Source organism: Sphingomonas sp. Leaf242, assembly GCF_001422045.1.
Taxonomy (GTDB): Bacteria; Pseudomonadota; Alphaproteobacteria; order Sphingomonadales; family Sphingomonadaceae; genus Sphingomonas.
Genome location: NZ_LMLW01000001.1, coordinates 312,384 through 331,187 on the forward strand (window position 1 = coordinate 312,384; position 18,804 = coordinate 331,187).

Annotated in this window: 18 protein-coding genes; 12 read left to right on the plus strand and 6 right to left on the minus strand. The window is 66.1% G+C overall.

Features of this window, described 5'->3' with window-relative positions:
• The first annotated feature begins 57 nt into the window (after positions 1–57).
• From ASF09_RS01490 to zwf, 4 genes are all read left to right on the plus strand, one after another.
• The gene (locus ASF09_RS01490) at positions 58–1,485 is read left to right on the plus strand and encodes an FAD-binding oxidoreductase (RefSeq protein ID WP_060524090.1); all 1,428 of its coding nucleotides are present in this window, start codon (positions 58–60) and stop codon (positions 1,483–1,485) included.
• 62 nt (positions 1,486–1,547) lie between these two features.
• Positions 1,548–2,330, plus strand: coding sequence for a SapC family protein (locus ASF09_RS01495; RefSeq protein WP_060524092.1), 783 nt, complete (start codon positions 1,548–1,550; stop codon positions 2,328–2,330).
• A gap of 341 nt (positions 2,331–2,671) precedes the next feature.
• Positions 2,672–4,225 carry a cation:proton antiporter gene (locus ASF09_RS01500; RefSeq protein ID WP_060524100.1) on the plus strand — a complete coding sequence of 518 codons (1,554 nt, stop codon included), beginning with the start codon at positions 2,672–2,674 and terminating at the stop codon, positions 4,223–4,225.
• Positions 4,226–4,308: 83 nt separating this feature from the next.
• On the plus strand, positions 4,309–5,808 hold the full coding sequence (gene zwf / locus ASF09_RS01505) for a glucose-6-phosphate dehydrogenase (protein ID WP_235529492.1): 1,500 nt from the start codon (positions 4,309–4,311) through the stop codon (positions 5,806–5,808).
• Between the two features lie 108 nt (positions 5,809–5,916).
• Here zwf and ASF09_RS01510 read toward each other — a convergent pair whose 3' ends face one another.
• From ASF09_RS01510 to ASF09_RS01520, 3 genes are read right to left on the minus strand one after another with little or no spacing between them, the layout of a single operon-like run.
• Positions 5,917–6,204: a hypothetical protein gene (locus ASF09_RS01510; RefSeq protein WP_056047554.1), complete on the minus strand. Its 288-nt coding sequence runs from the start codon at positions 6,202–6,204 to the stop codon at positions 5,917–5,919.
• Positions 6,205–6,256: 52 nt separating this feature from the next.
• A complete protein-coding gene (locus tag ASF09_RS01515) occupies positions 6,257–6,487 on the minus strand; it encodes a hypothetical protein (protein ID WP_056047557.1) in 231 nt (76 codons plus the stop codon).
• Between the two features lie 43 nt (positions 6,488–6,530).
• Positions 6,531–6,908, minus strand: coding sequence for a winged helix-turn-helix transcriptional regulator (locus ASF09_RS01520; protein WP_056047560.1), 378 nt, complete (start codon positions 6,906–6,908; stop codon positions 6,531–6,533).
• A gap of 95 nt (positions 6,909–7,003) precedes the next feature.
• Here ASF09_RS01520 and ASF09_RS01525 point away from each other — a divergent pair, with 95 nt between their 5' ends.
• Entirely contained in the window at positions 7,004–8,065 is a 1,062-nt protein-coding gene (locus tag ASF09_RS01525) for an SDR family oxidoreductase (RefSeq protein WP_060524104.1), read from the plus strand.
• A gap of 135 nt (positions 8,066–8,200) precedes the next feature.
• Here the strand turns inward: ASF09_RS01525 and ASF09_RS01530 are convergent, their stop codons facing one another.
• Positions 8,201–10,588, minus strand: a complete 2,388-nt coding sequence (locus ASF09_RS01530) for a hypothetical protein (protein ID WP_060524106.1) — start codon at positions 10,586–10,588, stop codon at positions 8,201–8,203.
• Between the two features lie 142 nt (positions 10,589–10,730).
• Here ASF09_RS01530 and ASF09_RS01535 point away from each other — a divergent pair, with 142 nt between their 5' ends.
• The 5 genes from ASF09_RS01535 to ASF09_RS01555 all read left to right on the plus strand — a co-directional run bounded on the left by ASF09_RS01535 (position 10,731) and on the right by ASF09_RS01555 (position 15,341).
• A complete protein-coding gene (locus tag ASF09_RS01535) occupies positions 10,731–12,005 on the plus strand; it encodes a Xaa-Pro dipeptidase (protein ID WP_060524107.1) in 1,275 nt (424 codons plus the stop codon).
• Positions 12,006–12,283: 278 nt separating this feature from the next.
• The gene (locus ASF09_RS01540) at positions 12,284–13,666 is read left to right on the plus strand and encodes a hypothetical protein (RefSeq protein WP_060524109.1); all 1,383 of its coding nucleotides are present in this window, start codon (positions 12,284–12,286) and stop codon (positions 13,664–13,666) included.
• 102 nt (positions 13,667–13,768) lie between these two features.
• Positions 13,769–14,284: a DUF2975 domain-containing protein gene (locus ASF09_RS01545; protein ID WP_060524111.1), complete on the plus strand. Its 516-nt coding sequence runs from the start codon at positions 13,769–13,771 to the stop codon at positions 14,282–14,284.
• The gene (locus tag ASF09_RS01550) at positions 14,284–14,502 is read left to right on the plus strand and encodes a helix-turn-helix domain-containing protein (protein ID WP_060524113.1); all 219 of its coding nucleotides are present in this window, start codon (positions 14,284–14,286) and stop codon (positions 14,500–14,502) included. The genes ASF09_RS01545 and ASF09_RS01550 overlap by 1 nt, the downstream gene beginning before the upstream one ends.
• Positions 14,499–15,341 (plus strand): hypothetical protein, encoded by an 843-nt coding sequence (locus tag ASF09_RS01555; RefSeq protein ID WP_060524115.1) that lies wholly within the window; start codon positions 14,499–14,501, stop codon positions 15,339–15,341. The genes ASF09_RS01550 and ASF09_RS01555 overlap by 4 nt, the downstream gene beginning before the upstream one ends.
• A 283-nt stretch (positions 15,342–15,624) precedes the next feature.
• Here ASF09_RS01555 and rplL read toward each other — a convergent pair whose 3' ends face one another.
• Both rplL and rplJ read right to left on the minus strand, forming a co-directional pair.
• Positions 15,625–15,999 carry a 50S ribosomal protein L7/L12 gene (gene rplL, locus ASF09_RS01560; RefSeq protein ID WP_056047577.1) on the minus strand — a complete coding sequence of 125 codons (375 nt, stop codon included), beginning with the start codon at positions 15,997–15,999 and terminating at the stop codon, positions 15,625–15,627.
• 64 nt (positions 16,000–16,063) lie between these two features.
• Positions 16,064–16,579, minus strand: coding sequence for a 50S ribosomal protein L10 (gene rplJ / locus ASF09_RS01565; protein WP_055879768.1), 516 nt, complete (start codon positions 16,577–16,579; stop codon positions 16,064–16,066).
• Between the two features lie 575 nt (positions 16,580–17,154).
• Between rplJ and ASF09_RS01570 the strand changes: the two genes are divergently transcribed.
• Both ASF09_RS01570 and ASF09_RS01575 read left to right on the plus strand, forming a co-directional pair.
• Positions 17,155–17,448, plus strand: a complete 294-nt coding sequence (locus tag ASF09_RS01570) for a hypothetical protein (RefSeq protein WP_060524116.1) — start codon at positions 17,155–17,157, stop codon at positions 17,446–17,448.
• A complete protein-coding gene (locus ASF09_RS01575) occupies positions 17,445–18,680 on the plus strand; it encodes a hypothetical protein (RefSeq protein ID WP_060524118.1) in 1,236 nt (411 codons plus the stop codon). The genes ASF09_RS01570 and ASF09_RS01575 overlap by 4 nt, the downstream gene beginning before the upstream one ends.
• Positions 18,681–18,804 lie beyond the last annotated feature (124 nt).

Genomic DNA, 18,804 nt, shown 5'->3' on the forward strand with positions numbered 1-18,804 from the left:
AGCGCGTGGCCTGTGGCTATTTTTCCGACAGCAACCCTGACCCCTTCGCAAGCCGCCATGCTCGACTCGCTGAGCGCGTGTCTCGACGCGAAGGCGATCGTCACCGACGCCACCGATATCGAGCCCTGGCTGCACGACTGGCGCGGCCGCTTCCACGGCGCTGCGCCCGCGTTGCTCGCACCGACCTCGACCGCCGAGGTCGCGCTGATCGTCAAGGCGGCCGCCGAGCACCGCGTGCCGCTCGTCGCGCAAGGCGGCAACACCTCGATGGTCGGCGGCGCGACCGCTCCCGCCGACGGCAGCGCGCTGATCCTGTCGCTGCGCCGGATGAACCGCATCCGCAGCCTCGACGCCGACGCCGGTCTCGCCATCGCCGAGGCCGGCGTGATCCTCGCCGACCTCGACGGCGCCGCGCAAGGGGAGGGCTGGCGCTTTCCGCTGACACTCGGCGCGCGGGGCACGGCGACGATCGGTGGGCTCGTCTCGACCAACGCCGGCGGCACGCAGGTCCTCAAGTTCGGCACCATGCGCGGTCTCGTCGCCGGTGTCGAAGCGGTGCTCGCCGACGGCAGTATCTACGACGGCCTGTCCGCACTCAAGAAGGACAATCGCGGCTACGACCTCGACCAGCTCTTCATCGGCGCGGAAGGCACGCTGGCGATCGTCACCGCCGCCACATTGCGTCTCGCCCCGGCGATCGCAGCGCGCGGCACCGCGTGGGTCGGCATCGGCTCACCCCAGGCCGCGCTCAAACTCCTGCGCACGATGCAGGCGAGGACTGACGCGATCGAGAGCTTCGAGATACTCCCCGCCGAGTCGCTCGATGCTGCCATCGCGCACCTCCCGAACGCCCGCGCGCCGCTCGCCGGCCGCCACCCCTGGCACCTCCTGATCGAGGCGACCTCGGCCACCACCGAAGGCGAGTCCCCAACCGCGCTACTCGAACGCCTGCTCGGCAAAGCGCTCGAGGACGGCGCGATCGAAGACGCGACGATCGCCACCAGCGAAGCCCAGTCCACGGCATTCTGGCTGCTCCGCGACTCGCTCTCCGCCGCCGAACGCGCGCTCGGCCCCGCAACGCAGCACGACATCTCGATCCCTGTCGAGACGATGCCGCGCTTCATGATCGAGGCGGCGGCGGCGTGCGACGCGCGCTTCCCCGGCACGCACGCCAGCGGCTTCGGCCATCTCGGCGACGGCAATGTCCATTTCCATGTCCGCGCCGCGCCCGGCACCGACCCCGCGCACTGGTATGCCGAGGACGCGCCGGTCGTCACCCGGTTCGTCGGAGACCTCGTCGTCGCGGCCGGCGGCTCGATCTCGGCGGAGCACGGCATAGGCCAGATGAAGCGCGACGAACTCGAACGCCTCTCGTCGCCCGCCCGCATGACCGCGCTCAGGGCGATCAAGTCCGCGCTCGATCCGCTCGGCATCCTCAACCCCGGCAAGCTCGTCACACTTGCACGCCCGCCCGGCGCACCATAGAGCCTCGCCCCAATCGGTGGCATGAGCCACCGGCATTTCGACCGACCGATCCGGAGAGTAACATGGCCAGCACCGCCCAGCTTCCGCTTTTCTATAATGGCCTCGAGCCGCTTTCGAGCGACACGCATGCGAACTACAAGGTCCGCCCGCAGGACAGCGCGCCGTTCCTGGTCGGCCAGCACGCCATCCCGATCACCGTCGACGAGTTTCCGCTGGTCCAGCGTCACATGCCGATCGTCTTCTCGGTCGGTGACGATGCGATCCCGCTCGCGCTGATGGGCCTGAACGAGGGCGTCAACGTGTTCGTCGGCGACGACGGCAAGCTGACCGAGAACACGTTCTACGTGCCCGCCTACGTCCGTCGTTACCCGTACATGCTCGCGCGTCTGCACCCCGATGCGCAGGAGTTGTCGCTCTGTTTCGACCCGACTTCGCAGGCGATCGGCGATTTCGAGGACGGCGATGCACTGTTCGAGAACGGCCAGCCGACCGAGCTGACCAAGAACATCCTCGGCTTCAACGAGTCGTTCGAACAGGCCGGCGCGCGCACGCAGAACTTCATGAACGAGCTACGTGAGCTCGAGCTGCTGATGGACGGCGAAGTCACGATCCAGCCTGAAGGTGCGGACCAGCCGTTCGTCTATCGCGGCTTCCAGATGATCAACGAGGAAAAGCTGATCGACCTGCGCGGCGATGCGCTGCGCAAGATGAGTAAGTCGGGCATGCTCCCGCTGCTGTACGCGCACCTGTTCTCGCTGTCGCTGATGCGCGACATCTTTGCGCGCCAGGCACAGCTCGGCCAGACCCCGCAGCCGCAGATGGCCGCACCGCAGTTCAACGTCTGAGGCTTTCCCACGAGGACGATCCGTGGCGCGCAATGCGCTACGGGTCGTCCTCGATACCGGCGCCGTGCTGCACCTACGGCAGCTCAATGAGGGTGCCGCTCGACGTGGGGCGTACGCATTTAGCAAAATTATTTGCAGTGCGGTGCAACAAGGGTTGAACCAAATCGGCGCTCACCCATTTAGGTCCTGTACGGCATCGTGTTCCCCCCTTTCGCGGCGCCGTACGGGACGCTTCTAGCGTCCCTCCTCCCTGAACCTAGGCCACTCCGTGCGACATGCACGGGGTGGTTTTTTTTGGCCTGCGCGATGCGGCGGGCCCGTCCGCTCCTCCCACCCGTTGCGTGCCCGTGGAAGTATTCGAAAGCCTCGACGCGATCCTGCTCGCCGCGCTGGTCCTGCTGGTCCTCGCGCGCAAGTTGAACGTGCCCTATCCGACCCTGCTGGCGGCGGCCGGGATCGGCTTTGCCGCGTTGCCCTTCGCGCCGAAGATCACGGTCGAGCCGCATCTGGCGCTGGCGTTGTTCATCGCCCCCGCGCTGCTGTACGCCGCCTATTACACCAGCCCACGCGCGTTGCGGCGACACTGGTTCCCGCTGCTGAGCCTCGCGGTATTCGCCGTGCTCGTCACGGCATCGGCGGTCGCGCTGGTCGGCGTGACGCTGGGCGGGTTGCCGCTCGCCGCCGCGTTCGCTTTGGGGGCGATCGTTGCACCACCCGATGCCGCCGCCTCGGAAGCGGTATTAGGCGAAGTCGGCATTCCGCGCCGCGGCCTGTTGCTGCTCCAGGGCGAGAGCCTGCTCAACGACGCCACCGCGCTGTTGCTGTTTGGGCTAGCGGTGGCGTTCGCGACGCATTCCGACACGCCGGTGACGCCGCTTGCGCTCGCGGCCGCGGTGCCGGGCGGGATCGTGTTCGGGGCGATTGCGTCGTGGCTCTACCTGCGCGTCGCGCCGTTGTTCGCAGGCACGCTCGGCGCGAGCCTCGCCGATTTCGCGGTTACGTTCGGGATTTGGCTGCTCGCCGAGCGTCTGCACATCTCGCCGGTACTCGCGGTCGTCACGTTCGGGATGATCGTGTCGCAGCGCCGCCCGATCGTCCAGCCCGCGCGCGACCGTTTGCAGGGCGCGGCGGTATGGTCGGCGGCAGTGCTCGTCCTCAACATCATCGCGTTCGCGCTGATGGGGCTGCAATCGCGCGACGTGCTGGTCGGTCTGCCCGCCGCCGAGCGCTGGCCCGCAATCGGGTTCGCCGCCGCGGTGCTGGCGACCGTGCTGGTCACGCGCATCGCGTGGGTGTTCTTCGTGCGGTTCGTCGAGGGCGTGATCGCCAGCCGCTACGCGCCGTCCTGGCTGCCCAAGCCACCGCCCTGGAATGCGTCGATCATCCTGTCATGGTCGGGCATGCGGGGTCTGCTGACGCTCGCGACCGCATTCGCGCTGCCACGATCGGTGCTGGGGCGCGACCTGATCGTGCTCGCCGCGTTCGCCGTGGTGATCGGTACGCTCGTGCTGCAAGGGCTCACGCTCGGCCCGCTGATCCGCCGTCTCGATCTCGGCGCGGATACCGGGCTGGCCGACGAGATCGCCCCCGCCCGCAAGCGACTGATTGACGCAGGCCTCGCGGTACTGCCGGCGCGCGAAGGCAAGGCGGCGGATGCATTGCGCTTCCGCTACGGCGCGGCCGGCAAGGTCACCGCCGAGGCGGACGATCCGCAGGCCACCTCGGAATTCGACGAACTCCACCTCGAGATGATCGCACGCCAACGCGTCCTGCTCCACGAAATGCGCGACAAGGGCGAGGTGGCCGAGGACGTGTATCGCCGCTTGCAGGAGGAACTCGACTGGGCGGAGGTCGACGCGCGCGCGTTCGGCGACAACATCCTTACGGCGACCTGAGCGCGAGCGCGGAACATCGGTACGCGCTACGCGGTTTGAAGAAACCACCGCAGAAAGGGTCGATGCATGTCCGAGGCGAATTCGTGAGCAAGTCCGTCAAGCCCGCCCCGCCGACGACGCTCGTGATCTTCGGCGCCTTCGGTGACCTGACCCGCCGCCTGCTGATGCCGGCGCTGATCAACATGACCCGGCTAGGGCTGGTCGGTAACGATTTCCACGTCCTCGGCGTCGGCATCGACGAAGGCAACGACCAGTCGTTGCGCGAGGCGCTTGGCACGTTCGATGCGAAGGGCGGCGAGGGGGCCGGCGGAAAAGGCGACGCCTGGGCACGGCTCAAGGATCGCGTCGGCTATCTCCAGGGCGATTTCACGCACGACGACGTCTACGAACAGCTAAAGGGGCGCGTGAAGGGCAACGTCGCGTTCTACTTCGCGGTGCCGGCCAAGTTCTTCGGGGACATCGTCGACAAGCTCGCCGACCACGGGTTGATGGCGGAAGCGCCGCACGCCTTCCGCCGGATCGCGATCGAGAAGCCGTTCGGGCACGACCTCGCCTCCGCACAGGCGCTCAACGCACGCATCCTATCGAAGGTCGGCGAAGCGCAAATCTACCGGATCGACCATTTCCTCGGCAAGGAAACCGTCCAGAACATCATGACCGCGCGGTTCGCGAACATGATGATCGAGCGCGTCTGGAACTCCGACTGCATCGCGCACGTCCAGATCACCGCCGCCGAGACGGTCGACGTCGGCACTCGTGGCAAGTTCTACGACGCCACCGGCGCGCTGCGCGACATGGTCCCCAACCACCTGTTCCAGCTGCTCGCGATGGTCGCGATGGAGCCCCCCGCCAGCTTCGATGCCGAGGCGATCCGCAACGAAAAGGGCAAGGTGCTCAAAGCCGTCCGCGTCTATTCGCCCGGCAAGGCGAAGCGCAACGGCGTCCGCGGGCAATATACCGCTGGCAAGGTGAAGGGGGTGGATGTGCCCGCCTACACCGCCTCGCCCGACGTCGCGCCGGACAGCAAGACGGAAACCTATGTCGCGCTGAAGCTGATGGTCGACACGTGGCGCTGGGCGGGCGTGCCGTTCTACCTGCGCACCGGCAAGGCGATGACCTGTCGCGACACCGAGATCGCGATCACCTTCAAGCCGGTGCCGTTCGCGTCGTTCCCCGGTGCCGCCGCCGACATGCTGCCGCCCAACCGGCTGATCATCCAGATCCAGCCCGACGAGGGGCTGAGCATGGACATCAACATCAAGCGCCCCGGTCTTGAGGTCGCAACCGCGCCGATCGCGCTCGATTTCCGCTATGCCGACGAATTCGATATCGGCCACCTGACGGGGTACGAGTCGCTGATCTACGACCTGTTCGTCGGCGACCAGACGCTGTTCCAACGGGCGGACGCGATCGAGGCGGGCTGGGCCGCTGTACAGCCGTTCCTCGACCTCTGGGCGCACGATGCCAGCATGCCGAAACCCTACGAGGCGGGGACGCTAGGCCCAGCTGAGGCGGATGCGCTGCTCGCGCACGACGACCACACTTGGCACGAACTCGCCCCGGCGGGGAAGACGGTCCCCTGATACGTCGTCGTCCTGACGAAAGTCAGGATCCAGAGCCAAGTGTGTAATGCTGCGTGGCTCTGGATCCCAGCTTTCGCTGGGATGACGAGAAGGTGACGCCGCGGGAGTTCAAACCCGCTCGGTCAGCTCGATCTCGCCCTCGACTTCCATCTCGTCCTCGTCGCCCATCTCGTCCATGTCGGGCATCGTGAAGTCGGCCTTCCAGTCATAGACCTTCTCGACCCCACCCTGCACCCAGACGCGCACCGCGCCAGACGTGATCTCGCCGCCCATCGCGCCGACGAAATCCGCCACCAGCGAATCCGCCGCATCCTCGTGATCGGTCGCGCCGGGGATCGTCGCGGCGGTCATTTCCTCATCGAGTTCGATGATCTGCGCCCAATATTGCTTCGCCATGTGTTGCTCCTGCGTAGATGAAAGGCCGTCAGCCGGCGTGTATGAGACGCCGTCAGCCGGCGGTGATGATGGGGTGATCCTCGCGCAGCCGGTCCGCCAGCCGCTCGACCGCGTCGACCTCGCTCGCGCTGCCCGACGGCGTCACTGCCCAGTTGCAATGCGCGTGCGTCGCGAGGCTGTAGACCTTCACGTCGCCGACGATCAGCCGCCACCGCCGCCGATCGCCGCTATTGTACCGGACGAGGTTGGTGACGAACAGGCTCTGGAGATCCGATGCGGTCATCCGCGCCCCATAGCGACAAGCGGATCGTCACTGCAAACCGTCGTTACCGGCGCGAGGTCGGCTTGGCCTGCAACGCATCGAGCGCATCGGCATTCCGGCGCCCCCAGTCGTAGAGAAGCTCGACCGGCTCGACGAACCGCGCGCCCAGCGGCGTCAGCGCATAATCCACCGCAGGCGGTACCGTCCCGTGCACGGTCCGCACGACCAGCCCGGCCGCCTCCATTTCGCGCAACGTCTGCGTCAGCATCTTCTTCGAGATTCCCGGGATCGATCGCAGCAACACGCCGGTCCGCGCCGGGCCGTCATGCCGCACGTGCAGCGTATGCAGGATCATGCTCGTCCACTTGGTCGCGAACAGCTCGAGCGTCCGTCGCGGCGCGCAATCCTCGCGCCATTCCTCGTCGGCCGTCCCCGCCTGCATGTGGATACCTTCCGGTGCCTATGTCCCCAAAGGGTGCCTTCTAGAAGCCCGTGCGTTCGGTGCCTAGCTGGTAGCGAGCAGATAAGGAGCTGAAGATGGCCAAGACGGCATTGGTAGTAGGTACGAGCGGGATCGTCGGCAGCGCGACCGCCGCGGCATTGGTGAAATCGGGCTGGACCGTCCACGGTCTCGCGCGGCGCCCGACCGAGCAGGACGGCGTCCAGCCCGTCGCGGCGGACCTCCAGGATCCCGCCAGCCTCGAAAAGGCACTCACCGGTCTCAAGCCCGACGCAGTGTTCATCGCCACCTGGTCGCGCCAGGACAGCGAGGCGGAGAACATCCGCGTCAACGGCGGCATGGTCCGCAACCTGCTCGGCGCGTTGTCGCCAGCCGGAAGCGTCGGCCATGTCGCGCTGGTGACGGGCCTCAAGCATTATCTCGGACCGTTCGAGGCGTACGGCAAGGGCGTCCTCCCCCAGACCCCGTTCCGCGAGGAGCAGGGCCGCCTCGACGTCGAGAACTTCTACTATGCGCAGGAAGACGCCGTGTTCGAGGCTGCCGAGCGCGAAGGTTTCGGCTGGAGCGTCCACCGCCCGCACACGATCATCGGCAAGGCGGTCGGCAATGCGATGAACATGGGCACCACGCTCGCGGTCTATGCGACGCTATGTCGCGAGATCGGCCGTCCGTTCCGCTTCCCGGGCTCGGCCGCGCAGTGGAACGGCCTCACCGACATGACCAGCGCGACGATGCTCGCCGATCACCTGATCTGGGCGGCGACCACGCCGGAAGCGCGCAATCAGGCGTTCAACGTCGTTAACGGCGACGTCTTCCGCTGGAGCTGGATGTGGGGCCGCATCGCCGAGTGGTTCGGCATCGAACCGGCCCCGTTCGACGGCACTATCCTGACTCTTGACGAGCAGATGAAGGATGATGCCGGCATCTGGCGCGAGATCGCCGCGCGCGAAGGTCTGGCGGAAGCCGACCTGTCGCGACTCGCCTCGCCGTGGCACACCGACGCCGATCTCGGCCGCCCGATCGAGGTGGTGACGGACATGGGCAAGAGCCGCCGCTTGGGGTTCAAGGAATACCAGCCCACGGATGACGCGTTCTTCGACCTGTTCGCGGAACTGCGTGCGGACCGCTTGATCCCGTAAATATCGCGTCTCTACGGCGTCATTCCCGCGAAGGCGGGAACCCATACCGGCTGGCCGTGCGATCGTGCACGACCGTCGGAGGATATGGGTCCCCGCCTCCGCGGGGATGACGGAAGGTGAGGGTGGGTTAAGGCGTTACGGTTTGACCGCCACCGTCGAGACCACCGCCGGATCATCCCGGAGCTTCAAATACAGCGCTCCGCCAACCGGCTTGGGTACGGTCAGCGAAGCCCCGGTAAACCCTTCCGGCACCCGCACCGCATCCGCGAACCCCGCATTCGCCGCCACCGAATCGATCAGGAACAGGTCGCTCCCGGCGAGCGTGCAGACGTCCTTGCACGTCACCCCAGCCAGCGCCGGCACCCGCACCAAACTCGTCAACGGCACCCAGTCGCCCGTAACGCCGTCCTGCACCAGTCGCCACCGCAGCGGCCCATGCGCGGACACGCCGAGCGCCTTGCCCGGCTCGACCGACACCACCGCGATCCGCTCGTCCTGCACGGTCAGCCCGCGACCCGACGCAACGCTCGTCGTCGGCCCACCGGCAACCGCGCCAATCTCGACGCTGTCCCCCGCCCCAAACCGCGTCGCCCCCTCCGCACGCAACGAGAACGTAAGCCGGGCGTCCTGCGCGATCGCCGTATCGCCGGCCAGTACGACGGGAAGCCCGGGGGAGGGGGGCGCCACCACGCTCTTGGCGATCAGCGTCGCCTTGGGTCGCGCCGCCGCGACGGTGAACTTCACCGACCGCTTCCGCCCGTCGGTCAGCGTCACGAGCGCAGTCTTCGCCTGCCCCGCCGCGAACGTCGGCGCTGTATCCGCGGTCAGCCCTAGCAGATCACCCTTGTCCGCACGGACCACCTCGCCCGGCTTGAACGCCACCCCGTCGACCGTCATCGACGCGACCAGATCGAGCCGCGTTCCCGCCAGCGTTCCCGCCGTATCGCCCGCATACAGCGTCAGGCCATCGATCCGTCCCGCCTCGGCCAGCGCAGTCAGCGCGATCTTCTGCGGCGCCTCGATCCCGTATTGCTTGACCAGCAGCGTCAATTTCCCCGGTGCGGTCTTCGCGAGTGGCAGCGTCAGTCCGATCCGGTCGCCATTCGTCGTCCACGCCAGCGGCACGTCGCCAGCCGTACTAGTCAGCGTCACCGCCTCGACGCAACTCGGCGTCGGCCCCGCCAGTGCGACCGGGTTGTCGCGCCCGACCACCAGATTCTCCGGATCGGTATCGACCATCGTCCACCCGCCCGCGCGCGGCACCTGCAAGCGGAACTGCGGTCCGTCGAACGGCGTGAATCCCCAACGCCCGTGCAGCTTGGCATCGGTAACCGAGCTCAAGCCCGCGGTCCGCATGCCGACCTGATCGAGCACATAGCCGCCGCGCTCGGCATCGGCCTGCACCGGCAGCTCGACCACGCCACCCTGCGGCGTCGTCACCCGCAAGCTCATGTCGTGCGCGAACTTGGTCGCATAGATCAGCGGCGCGCCCTCGACCGGCAGCACGAGGTCGGGCTTGGCCGCGCAGACCAGCCGATCGGCCTCCGCGCGCCGCAACGTCGGCGTCTGCGGCGTGCCCGTCTCGATCACCGGCATCGCCACCACCATCACCGATTTCGGGCTCGCGAACGACGGCGCCGCATTCAGCAACAACGCCATCCGATCGTCATGCAATCGCGCCAATGCCGGAATATAGCGGAACTGCGTCGACTGGAACGCGCCGAAGATCTTCGCCAGATCGCGCACCACGCCGATATACGGACTATAGTAGCCCAGCCCGCCCGCCGGTGTCGCGCTCAGTTGCAGCGCCAGATCGGTCGGTGCGCCCACCAGCGTATCCGCCAGCGTCGAGCTCTGGCCATCCGCCAGCACCAGCGAATCGCGGCTCTGCGTGAGGCAGGAGGCTTGCAGATCGGCGGCGAGATCGAGGCATTCCGCCTTCAGCTTGATCGACAGGCTGCGCGACAGCAGCGGCGAGACCGCTTCGATCCGTTCCGGCCGCGTCCGCTCCAGCGCATGGATACTATCGAGAAACGCATCGAGCCGCGCGCGATCGAGCGACGCCTGATCCAGATCCTGCACCGCGCGCACGAACGCCCCCGGCTGCTTGCGCACCGCCGCGACGACGGTATCGAAGCCACCGCTGTCGGGCACAAGGAACACCACCAACTGCCGCGCCCCGTCCGGCACCTTCAAATTCAGCGCGGCCTTCTTCGTCTTCCACGTCTCGGCCTTGAAAAACCACGACTTCGGCGGCGGCTCAGTCGCACCGCGCAAAAACCCCGCGACCAGCAGATAGCGCTCGGCATCGTCCTTCTTGCCGGTCGGCAGATCGGCCGCGATCGTGACCCGGTCGCCGGTCGCGAGCCGCGGCACCTGCGCGATCGGCAGGGTCGTCGTCCCGTGCGTCACGCCGACGCGCAAATTCGGCCCGGTAAGGTCGAACGGCGCAGGATCGGCGTTGGCTGCCGTCGGCGCGAGCGCCGCGGCCAGAGCACAGAGCGGAAGAAAGCGAAGCATCATCGGGGTGAGTCTCGTCGTCATGGGCGCAGCGATGACCTGCGTCGGTGTCCAGATTAGGGCAAGCGCGGTGCGTCGATCGCCCCCTTGATCCAACCCGCGCGGTGCCGCACACGATGCGCTACTCGGGGAAGGGGACAACCACATGACGATCGCCAGGATTCTCGCCGCAGCCTTGCTCGCCGGCACCGCCACCACCGCGGACGCAAAGACGGTCGTGGTCACCGCCGCGCACATGATCGACGTCCTCGCGGGCAAGCGCGTCGACAGCCCGCAGGTCACGATCGTCGATGGCCGCATCACCGCGGTAGGGCGCAAGGGCGACGCGGTCCCCGCCGGCGCCGAACGCGTCGATCTGGGCGAGCGCACTTTGCTCCCCGGCCTGATCGACATGCACGTCCACCTGACCAGCGACCCGACGCTCAGCGGGTATCGTACGCTGGAATTCACCGACAATTTTTGGACCGTCGTCGGCGTCGCCAATGCGCGCAAGACGCTCGACGCGGGCTTCACCACCGTCCGCAACGTCGGCTCGGCCAATTACGACGACGTCGCGCTCAAGCAGGGCATCGAGCGCGGTTACGTCCCCGGCCCGCGCATCGTCCCCGCCACCTACGCGCTCGGCGCGACCGGCGGCCACTGCGACGCGACCGAATTCCCGCCCTCGATCCAGGTCCCGCATCCGCAGATCGCCAACACCCCCGACGAGTTCCGCGGCGCCGTACGGACGATCCGCAAATACGGCGCCGAAGTGGTCAAGGTCTGCATGACCGGCGGCGTCCTCTCGAAAACCGACAGCGTCGGCGCACAGCAGATCAGCCTCCCCGAGATCAAGGCGATCGTCGAGGAGGCGCACATGCTCGGCATGAAGGTCGCAGTCCACGCCCACGGCACCGAAGGCATCAACGACGCACTCCGCGCCGGCGTCGATACGATCGAGCACGCCAGCCTCGCCGACGCCGAATCGTTCAAGCTCGCCAAGGCCAGCGGCGCGTGGTTCGACATGGATATCTACGACGACGACTATATCCTCGCCGAGGGCGCCAAGAACGGCGTCTTCGCCGAAAGCCTCGAAAAGGAACGCGCGATCGGCCTCAAGCAGCGCCAGACCTTCCGCGCGGCGCATGCCGCCGGGGTGAAGATGCTGTTCGGCACCGACGGCGGCGTCTACCCCAACGGCAACAACGCGCTCCAGTTCGCCAAGATGGTCGAATGGGGCATGACGCCGCTGGAGGCGATCCAGGCCGCCACCTCCAGTGCCGCGACCGCGCTCGGACGCGCCGCCGATGTCGGCGCGATCCAGCCCGGCCGCTTCGGCGACCTGATCGCGGTCGAAGGCGACCCGCTAGCCGACGTCCGCCAGTTGGAGCACCCCGCATTCGTCATGAAGGGCGGCGCGGTCGTCGTCGCACCAAAGTAAGGCGAGCCATCTCGATTCTCCCCGCCAAGGGGAGGTGGCTGGCGCTTGCCAGACGAAGGGGGAGGAAGGGCAAACCGCTGTTCCGTGTCTTCCCCCTCCGTCACCTTCGGCGCGCCCCTGGCGGGCGAGATTGCGGTCAACCAGCGCCCGATCGCTCATACGTCACCAACGCTTCGCCGCTACCTGGAAGCAACTCGTCGCATGACGGCTTGCCGTCGCAGCAGGTTCAGCCTCCCCCGAGCACAACGCCGCGAGACCGCGCGCAGGGGATTTCGACGATGACGACCGACCGCGGGGCGCTGGCCGCCCTGCTCGCCACCATGACAGTCTTTGGGGCCGTCCTGGGTACTGCCGCGACATCGGCAGTCGCGCAGACCGAGCCAGCCGCACCAGTACGCGGCCTGGAGCGCCTCCAGACGCCCGGTACGCAGCCGACCCCGGACACGAGCTCGATACCGGTTCCCGCCGCACCGACGATCGTCCTGCCGAGCACATCGCCGACCCCATCGCCGAAGAGTGCGCCGGTCCCGCGCAACGCGCCGACGCCACGCGCGACGACCACCACCGCCTCCGACCGTGCGGCGAGGGATCGCCCGGCTACCAATCCAGCAGCGACCGATCGAACGACTGGCCAACGCGCGGCCAACCGCAGCACTTCGGAAACGGCGACTCAACCGCGGACGTCGGAGCCCGACCAAACGCGGACGTCGACGCCTGCCGAACCGCCCGTCACGGCGCCGCCGCAAGAGCCCGTGCCGGCTCCCCAGTCTTCGCCGAGCGCGACCGCTCCCTCCGAAGCTGCGCCGCAACCCGCCGCACCGACCCCGAGGCCCGAATCCACGCTCTCCGCGCCGGAAACGGGCAGGTCGATGCCGCTGTGGCTGTCGCTGACGGCGATCGTCGTGGTTCTCGGTGCGCTATGGGCACTCCGCCGCAAACCGCGCGGCAGTCGATTCGACCGGATCGAACCCGAAGCCTATGTCGAGCCTACCCCCGAGCCTGCCGCCCCGACTCCCCCGGCTCCCGCTGAGCCGGCGATATCGTCGACGCCCGCTTCGCCTGTCGTCACCCCGGGCGCCGTAGCCGGTGCGGCCATACCCGCGAGCGCACCCAAATTCCTCGAGCCGAGGGCGAAGGCCGCGCCCACGCCGCCCGCTGCCGCACGCGCACGACTGACATGCGAACTCCGCCCCCTGCGCGCGGGCCTCAATATGCTCAGCGCCACCGTCGAGTGCGAACTCATCATCACCAACACGGGGACGGCATCGGCCGAGGCGATCCGGACCGGCGTCGCGCTGCTCACCGCGCATGCCGATCAGGATATGGACCTTGCGCAGTTCAACGCCGCGCCCGTCGTCCGTCCCGCCGCGCCGCCCTTCACCTTGGCCGCAGGCGAAACGCGCACCATCCGCACCGTCGCCGCGATTGCGCGCGAGGCGATCCGCACGATGACGGCCGCCAACCGCCCGATGTTCGTGCCCGTTCTCGCCACGAATATTCTCTACGCAACGGCCGGCGACGACGCGCAGACCGCTCGCGCGTGGGTGGTCGGTATCGAGCGTACCGACTCCGCCAAGCTCGCTCCGTTCTGGCTAGACGGCCCGGCGAAGATGTTCACCACCGTCGCGGCAAGACCTCACGCGGCGACGTTCGAGCGCTGACCTCTAGGCTGTAGCCTGCGATCGATCCGAAGATTTCCGCTCCTGTCATTTGACGTTTATCGATAAACGATACATATTGTTTATCGATAAACGGAGGGCGTCATGCGGGATCGGTTTTTGGGTATCGCGAACGGCGTGCTGCGGTTTGCCAACGGAGTGAACTGGACGTCCGCGATCGGTTTCGCCGTTGCGATCGTCTTGTCGTTCGTTTTCGCCGACGCACTGACCGCGCAGATAGCGGTTAAATATCACGGCCGACACGTCCCGGAGACGGTGGCGATCATGCGGTTGCTCGGCGTTATCTCGATCGCGGCGGCCGTCGCCGTGCACCAGCTGTTCACTCGTCTGATCGCGATCGTCGAAAGCGTGCGCGTCGGTGACCCATTCGTCGCGATCAATGCAGACCGGCTCCAGCGGATCGGCTGGGCGCTGCTCGTACTGCAGTCGCTCGACCTCGTCCTCGGGGCGACCGCGCTCTATTTCAACCGGATCAACGTCGATTTCGTCACCTGGACTCCTTCTTTTACCGGATGGATCGCGGTCGTCATGCTGTTCGTGCTCGCCCGCGTGTTCCGCGTGGGGGCGGGCATGCGCGACGATCTGGCGATGACCGTCTGATGCCCGTCATCGTCACGCTCGACGGCATGCTCGCGGCGCGTGGGCTGACGCTGACTGAGTTGTCGCAGGCGGTCGACATCACGATGGCGAACCTGTCCATCCTGAAGACCGGCAAGGCCAAGGCGATCCGCTTCTCGACGCTGGAGGCGATCTGCACCGCGCTCGACTGCCAGCCGGGCGACATCCTGAGTTTCACGGCAGAGGGGGAAACGGCATGAGCGATCGTAGCGAAAGACTCGGGATCGGCGGGCGCATCGTCGGCGCGATCCTCGGCATGGGGCGTGCCGTCGTGGAGACGTATCGGCTCGGCGGACGCGCCGTGAGGGCGGCACCGCTGGTCCTGGCGATCGCGGTGGTGCCGGAGTTTCTGCAACATATCGCGGAAATCCACCTCGGCATGTTCGTATCGGTCGAGCAGTTTCGTGCGCTCGCCAACGATCCGCTACGCTGGGGCTTCGGCTACGTGAAGATCGCGGGGTTCGTCATCGGCATTCTCGCGGTCGCGCGGTTCTGGTCGATACGGTCGGTTCGTCGGACGTTGCTGGTTCCGCCGATGACCTTCGTCCGGGTGGTCGTCGGATTGGTCGTGGGGCTGGCGGTCGCATCGCCGTTCATGTGGCTGGACAAGCAAGATCTGCCACCGGCGATCGCCGTTCCGCTTCAGATCGTTTCGGGGATCATTCAGGGTGGCTTCCTGATCTACATCGTCGGCGCGTTGATCGAGGACGCATCGGTGACGCCGAAGCGGGCGATGACGTCCCTCCTGCCCGCCGGGATCGTCCTTAGCGTCTTGGCGGCCGTCGCGTTCGGCCCGGCGCAGGCGCTGCATATGGCCAATCACAAGCTCGCCTTGGGCCAGCCATTGCCGATCGTGTGGGCGCTGATGGTGTTCGATGCGCTGTGGGTCGGGCTGTTCGCAGCGCTGGTGGGCTCGGCCTTGTTTGTTGGCGTGAGGACCGGGCTGACGTGGCGGGGGTGGACTGTGCACCCGCGCGATCTTTATGCGACCGATAAGAGTGCGGACGACGCGCTGCTGTATGAGGCTCGGACCGCCTGATCCGAACGCGCCACCCCGGCGAAGGCCGGGGCCCAGTTGGAAAGGCTGATGTAACGGTGAGGTACGCTCCGTCAGCGTGTATTCCGCTGTGACTACCATGTACTGCGGACCACGACGGTATCGGCACAACGAAAAAGGGCGACCCCATCGCTGGGGCCGCCCTTTTTCTTAGCTGCGGCCAGCAGGGGCAAAGCCCCTGCTTCGTCGGTCGGCATAGATGCCGCCGGCCGGCCTTGCGGGGGAGTGCGCTTCAGCGTGGCTGAAGCGTCTCTCCCGCCGCGGCTTACTTGACCTCGACGGTCGCGCCAGCTGCTTCGAGCTGAGCCTTGATCTTGGCTGCCTCGTCCTTCGACACGCCTTCCTTGACGGCCTTGGGAGCCGACTCGACCAGCGTCTTGGCTTCGGTCAGGCCGAGCGCGGTGATCGCACGGACTTCCTTGATGACGTTGATCTTCTTGCCACCGTCGCCGGTCAGGATGACGTCGAATTCGGTCTGCTCTTCTGCTGCAGGAGCAGCGGCGCCGCCGCCTGCTGCCGGTGCTGCGACCGCTGCTGCGGCCGAAACGCCCCACTTCTCTTCGAGCAGCTTCGAAAGCTCAGCTGCTTCGAGAACGGTCAGTTCGCTCAGGCTCTCAACGAGCGCGTTCAGGTCTGCCATGATAAATCTCCATCTCGGGGCTCGTGCCCCATCAGTTCAAAAAGGTAACGAAAGGCCTGCAAGATCAGGCGGCTTCCTTCTCCGCGTAGGCGGAAAGCACGCGCGCGAGCTGCGCTGCCGGAGCCTGCGTGATCGTTGCCAGCTTCGTGGCGGGTGCCACGATGAGGCCAACGATCTTGGCACGCAGTTCGTCCAGCGAGGGCAGCGTTGCGAGCGCCTTCACACCGTCGACGTCGAGGGTCGTCGCGCCCATCGCCCCACCCACGATTTCGAACTTGTCGTTCGTCTTCGCGAATTCCACGACCACCTTGGCGGCCGCGACGGGATCGATGGAGCTGGCCAGACCGACCGGACCCGTGAGCATGTCGCCCAGCGAGCTGTAGTCGGTGCCGTCCATTGCGATCTTGGCAAGCTTGTTCTTCGAGACCTTGTAGGTCGCGCCGGCGTCGCGCATCTTGTTCCGCAGCACAGTGGACTGTGCGACGGTCAGGCCGAGGTTGCGCGTGACAACGACGACGCCGACCTCGGAAAAGGTGCGGTTCAGCTCGGCTACGGCCGCGGTCTTTTGATCACGATCCATGCCATTCTCCACGTTTTACGAGTTCACCGCTTGCGCAGTGGACCCGGTTACTAACCGGAGGCGCAGACAAACCCGCGCTTCCGGGGTGTCTCGTCGATGGGGCATGGGAGAGGGGCGGCGCGCAGATGGGCCGACAAAATCTCATTCCCCGTCTAGGTGGGAGATTAAGCACCGGCAAACCCGCTGCACCCACTGTCTCGGACGGAGTTCGACGAGCAAGCCCGCCGAACGAAGGTGCCGCTTAGCGGAAATTGCGGGAGAGTCAAGTTCGACGGCATTGCGGCTAGCCCAGCACGCACCTCGACGTTTCGCCAAGCAACGTTGAGGCCGTTACGAGCAAGTGGATATCATGGATCGTAGTCGAAGGGTTTGTTGTCGCGGCGTCCAATCACGACAGGGTCAATAACAGGGTCCGGGCAATATCTTATCCGAAATGGATGCTAAACTCTGCCTTTCTAATCAGACCTCGACCAGAACCGATCAAACTACGCGGTTAATACGATGAAAAAAGGCGTAGGTTAAGCGTCCCGATGCTTTCAGCTAATAATGCTATGGGGAGATCGGTAGGGGGGGGTATGATCATGTTCGGGTTGATACTGAAATATTACCTATACGGAACGACGCAGGATCCCGTGCAGGTCGCGTTGTTGGGCAGTTTTAATGCCTTGATGAAGACGGTTTCTATCAACCCGTCATCCGCCGCTGCAGCTTGGCCGCGTGCCGACATCCTTCCTTTGGCCCAACATGATGTTAAATCGCAGTTTGGCGGCGGCACGCTCGAAGCCTTTGTCTGTACGTTGAACACTAGTCAGTTTGAAGCTGCATTCGATGGCGACGGCAATGCGCATGACGATGGCGGTGCGAAATGAAAAGATCCTATCTCCTCGCCGTGCTGTTGCTCGGGGCGTGCGCCCATCCGGAGGACCGCCGTTGGGCGACGCTCGTCTCAAGGACGAGCGACAGCGGCGAAAAGCCGATTGTCGCGGTATACTCGTTCGCCATGCCCAGCGAATCCCGCCCTCCGACACGATTGCGCGACCTGACCGGAGAGGGGCAGGCCGCGTATATCGCGCAAGTGGGTGGCGCCGGTGATGCTGCGGCCCTTCGCAAAAAGCTCGCGATGCCGATCGATGGCGAGCACGCTATCGGACCGACGGTGCTACCGGCGTTGGATCGGACACTGGTCGTCTCGGTTCAGAAGCCGCGTTCGGCCGGTGTCGGGGACCGGTTGATGCACACGACGGTCACGATCGTGCCGGTCGGCAAGGGGTTCGAATTCGCCGGTTATACGATCGCAGCCACCGATAACCGGGTCCAGGATATCGCGAAGCTGTCGACGACGAGCGATGCTTCGCTCGACGTCAGCCTCGCGCCGCCGATCAAGGCGCTGGGCGATGTCGGCATATCGGGCAAGGCATCGCGGAGCCACATGACGAGTGCGGATATCGTCCAGCAATACGAGAAGCTGAACATCGATATCGAGCCTGGAGCGATGACGATCATCCGAGAGAGCGAACGCGGTCTCGATGTTGTCGGCAATAAGATCGTCAACCTGACGATCGTCCCCCAGCTTCCAGAAAACGGCAATATACTGCCACAGGCCTTTCTCGCGACCGGGCAGGATTTGGTAGAAAATGGTCGCCTGCGATCCGCGACCACCGCCTCGATCGACCTCGAACAGGTATCTGTGCCGGAAAAATGCGCGCTGCGTGCGAAGGTCACGATGCGTTATCTGATGCGACACGTCGTGTCTGGCACGGAATATTACACCGAAGGCAAGCAGGCGGTTACGCTCCTCGACGGCGATACCGATCCCGTCCTTCATACGCTGGTGCGGGAAGAGGAAACCCAACCCCGTTTGTGGCAAATCGTCACGGCGAGCGGCCAGGGCCTGACCGTGTCGCCTGCTCCGGGGGCGCAGCAGTTCCTGGTGTTCGACAATTATTCCTCGGCCCAGGAATTTGCCGCCTGGATCGACATGACGCGCGCCCGGACGATCGGGGCGGCGAGAGTACAGTTGCTGGTCAACGGCGCGACGATCGCCTCTCCGCCGAGCGTGAGGCCTTATGAGTCAAAGTGCACCGCGGGCGTGGCGTCCTGAGTGAAAGATCCGGCACCAATTGCGCATCTGCGATTTCGACCCAGCATCGTCGTTGGCATCGCAACAGCGTGGACCGATACCTGCGCAAACACGGACTTTGGCGATGCCGCGGTCGAAGCACGCA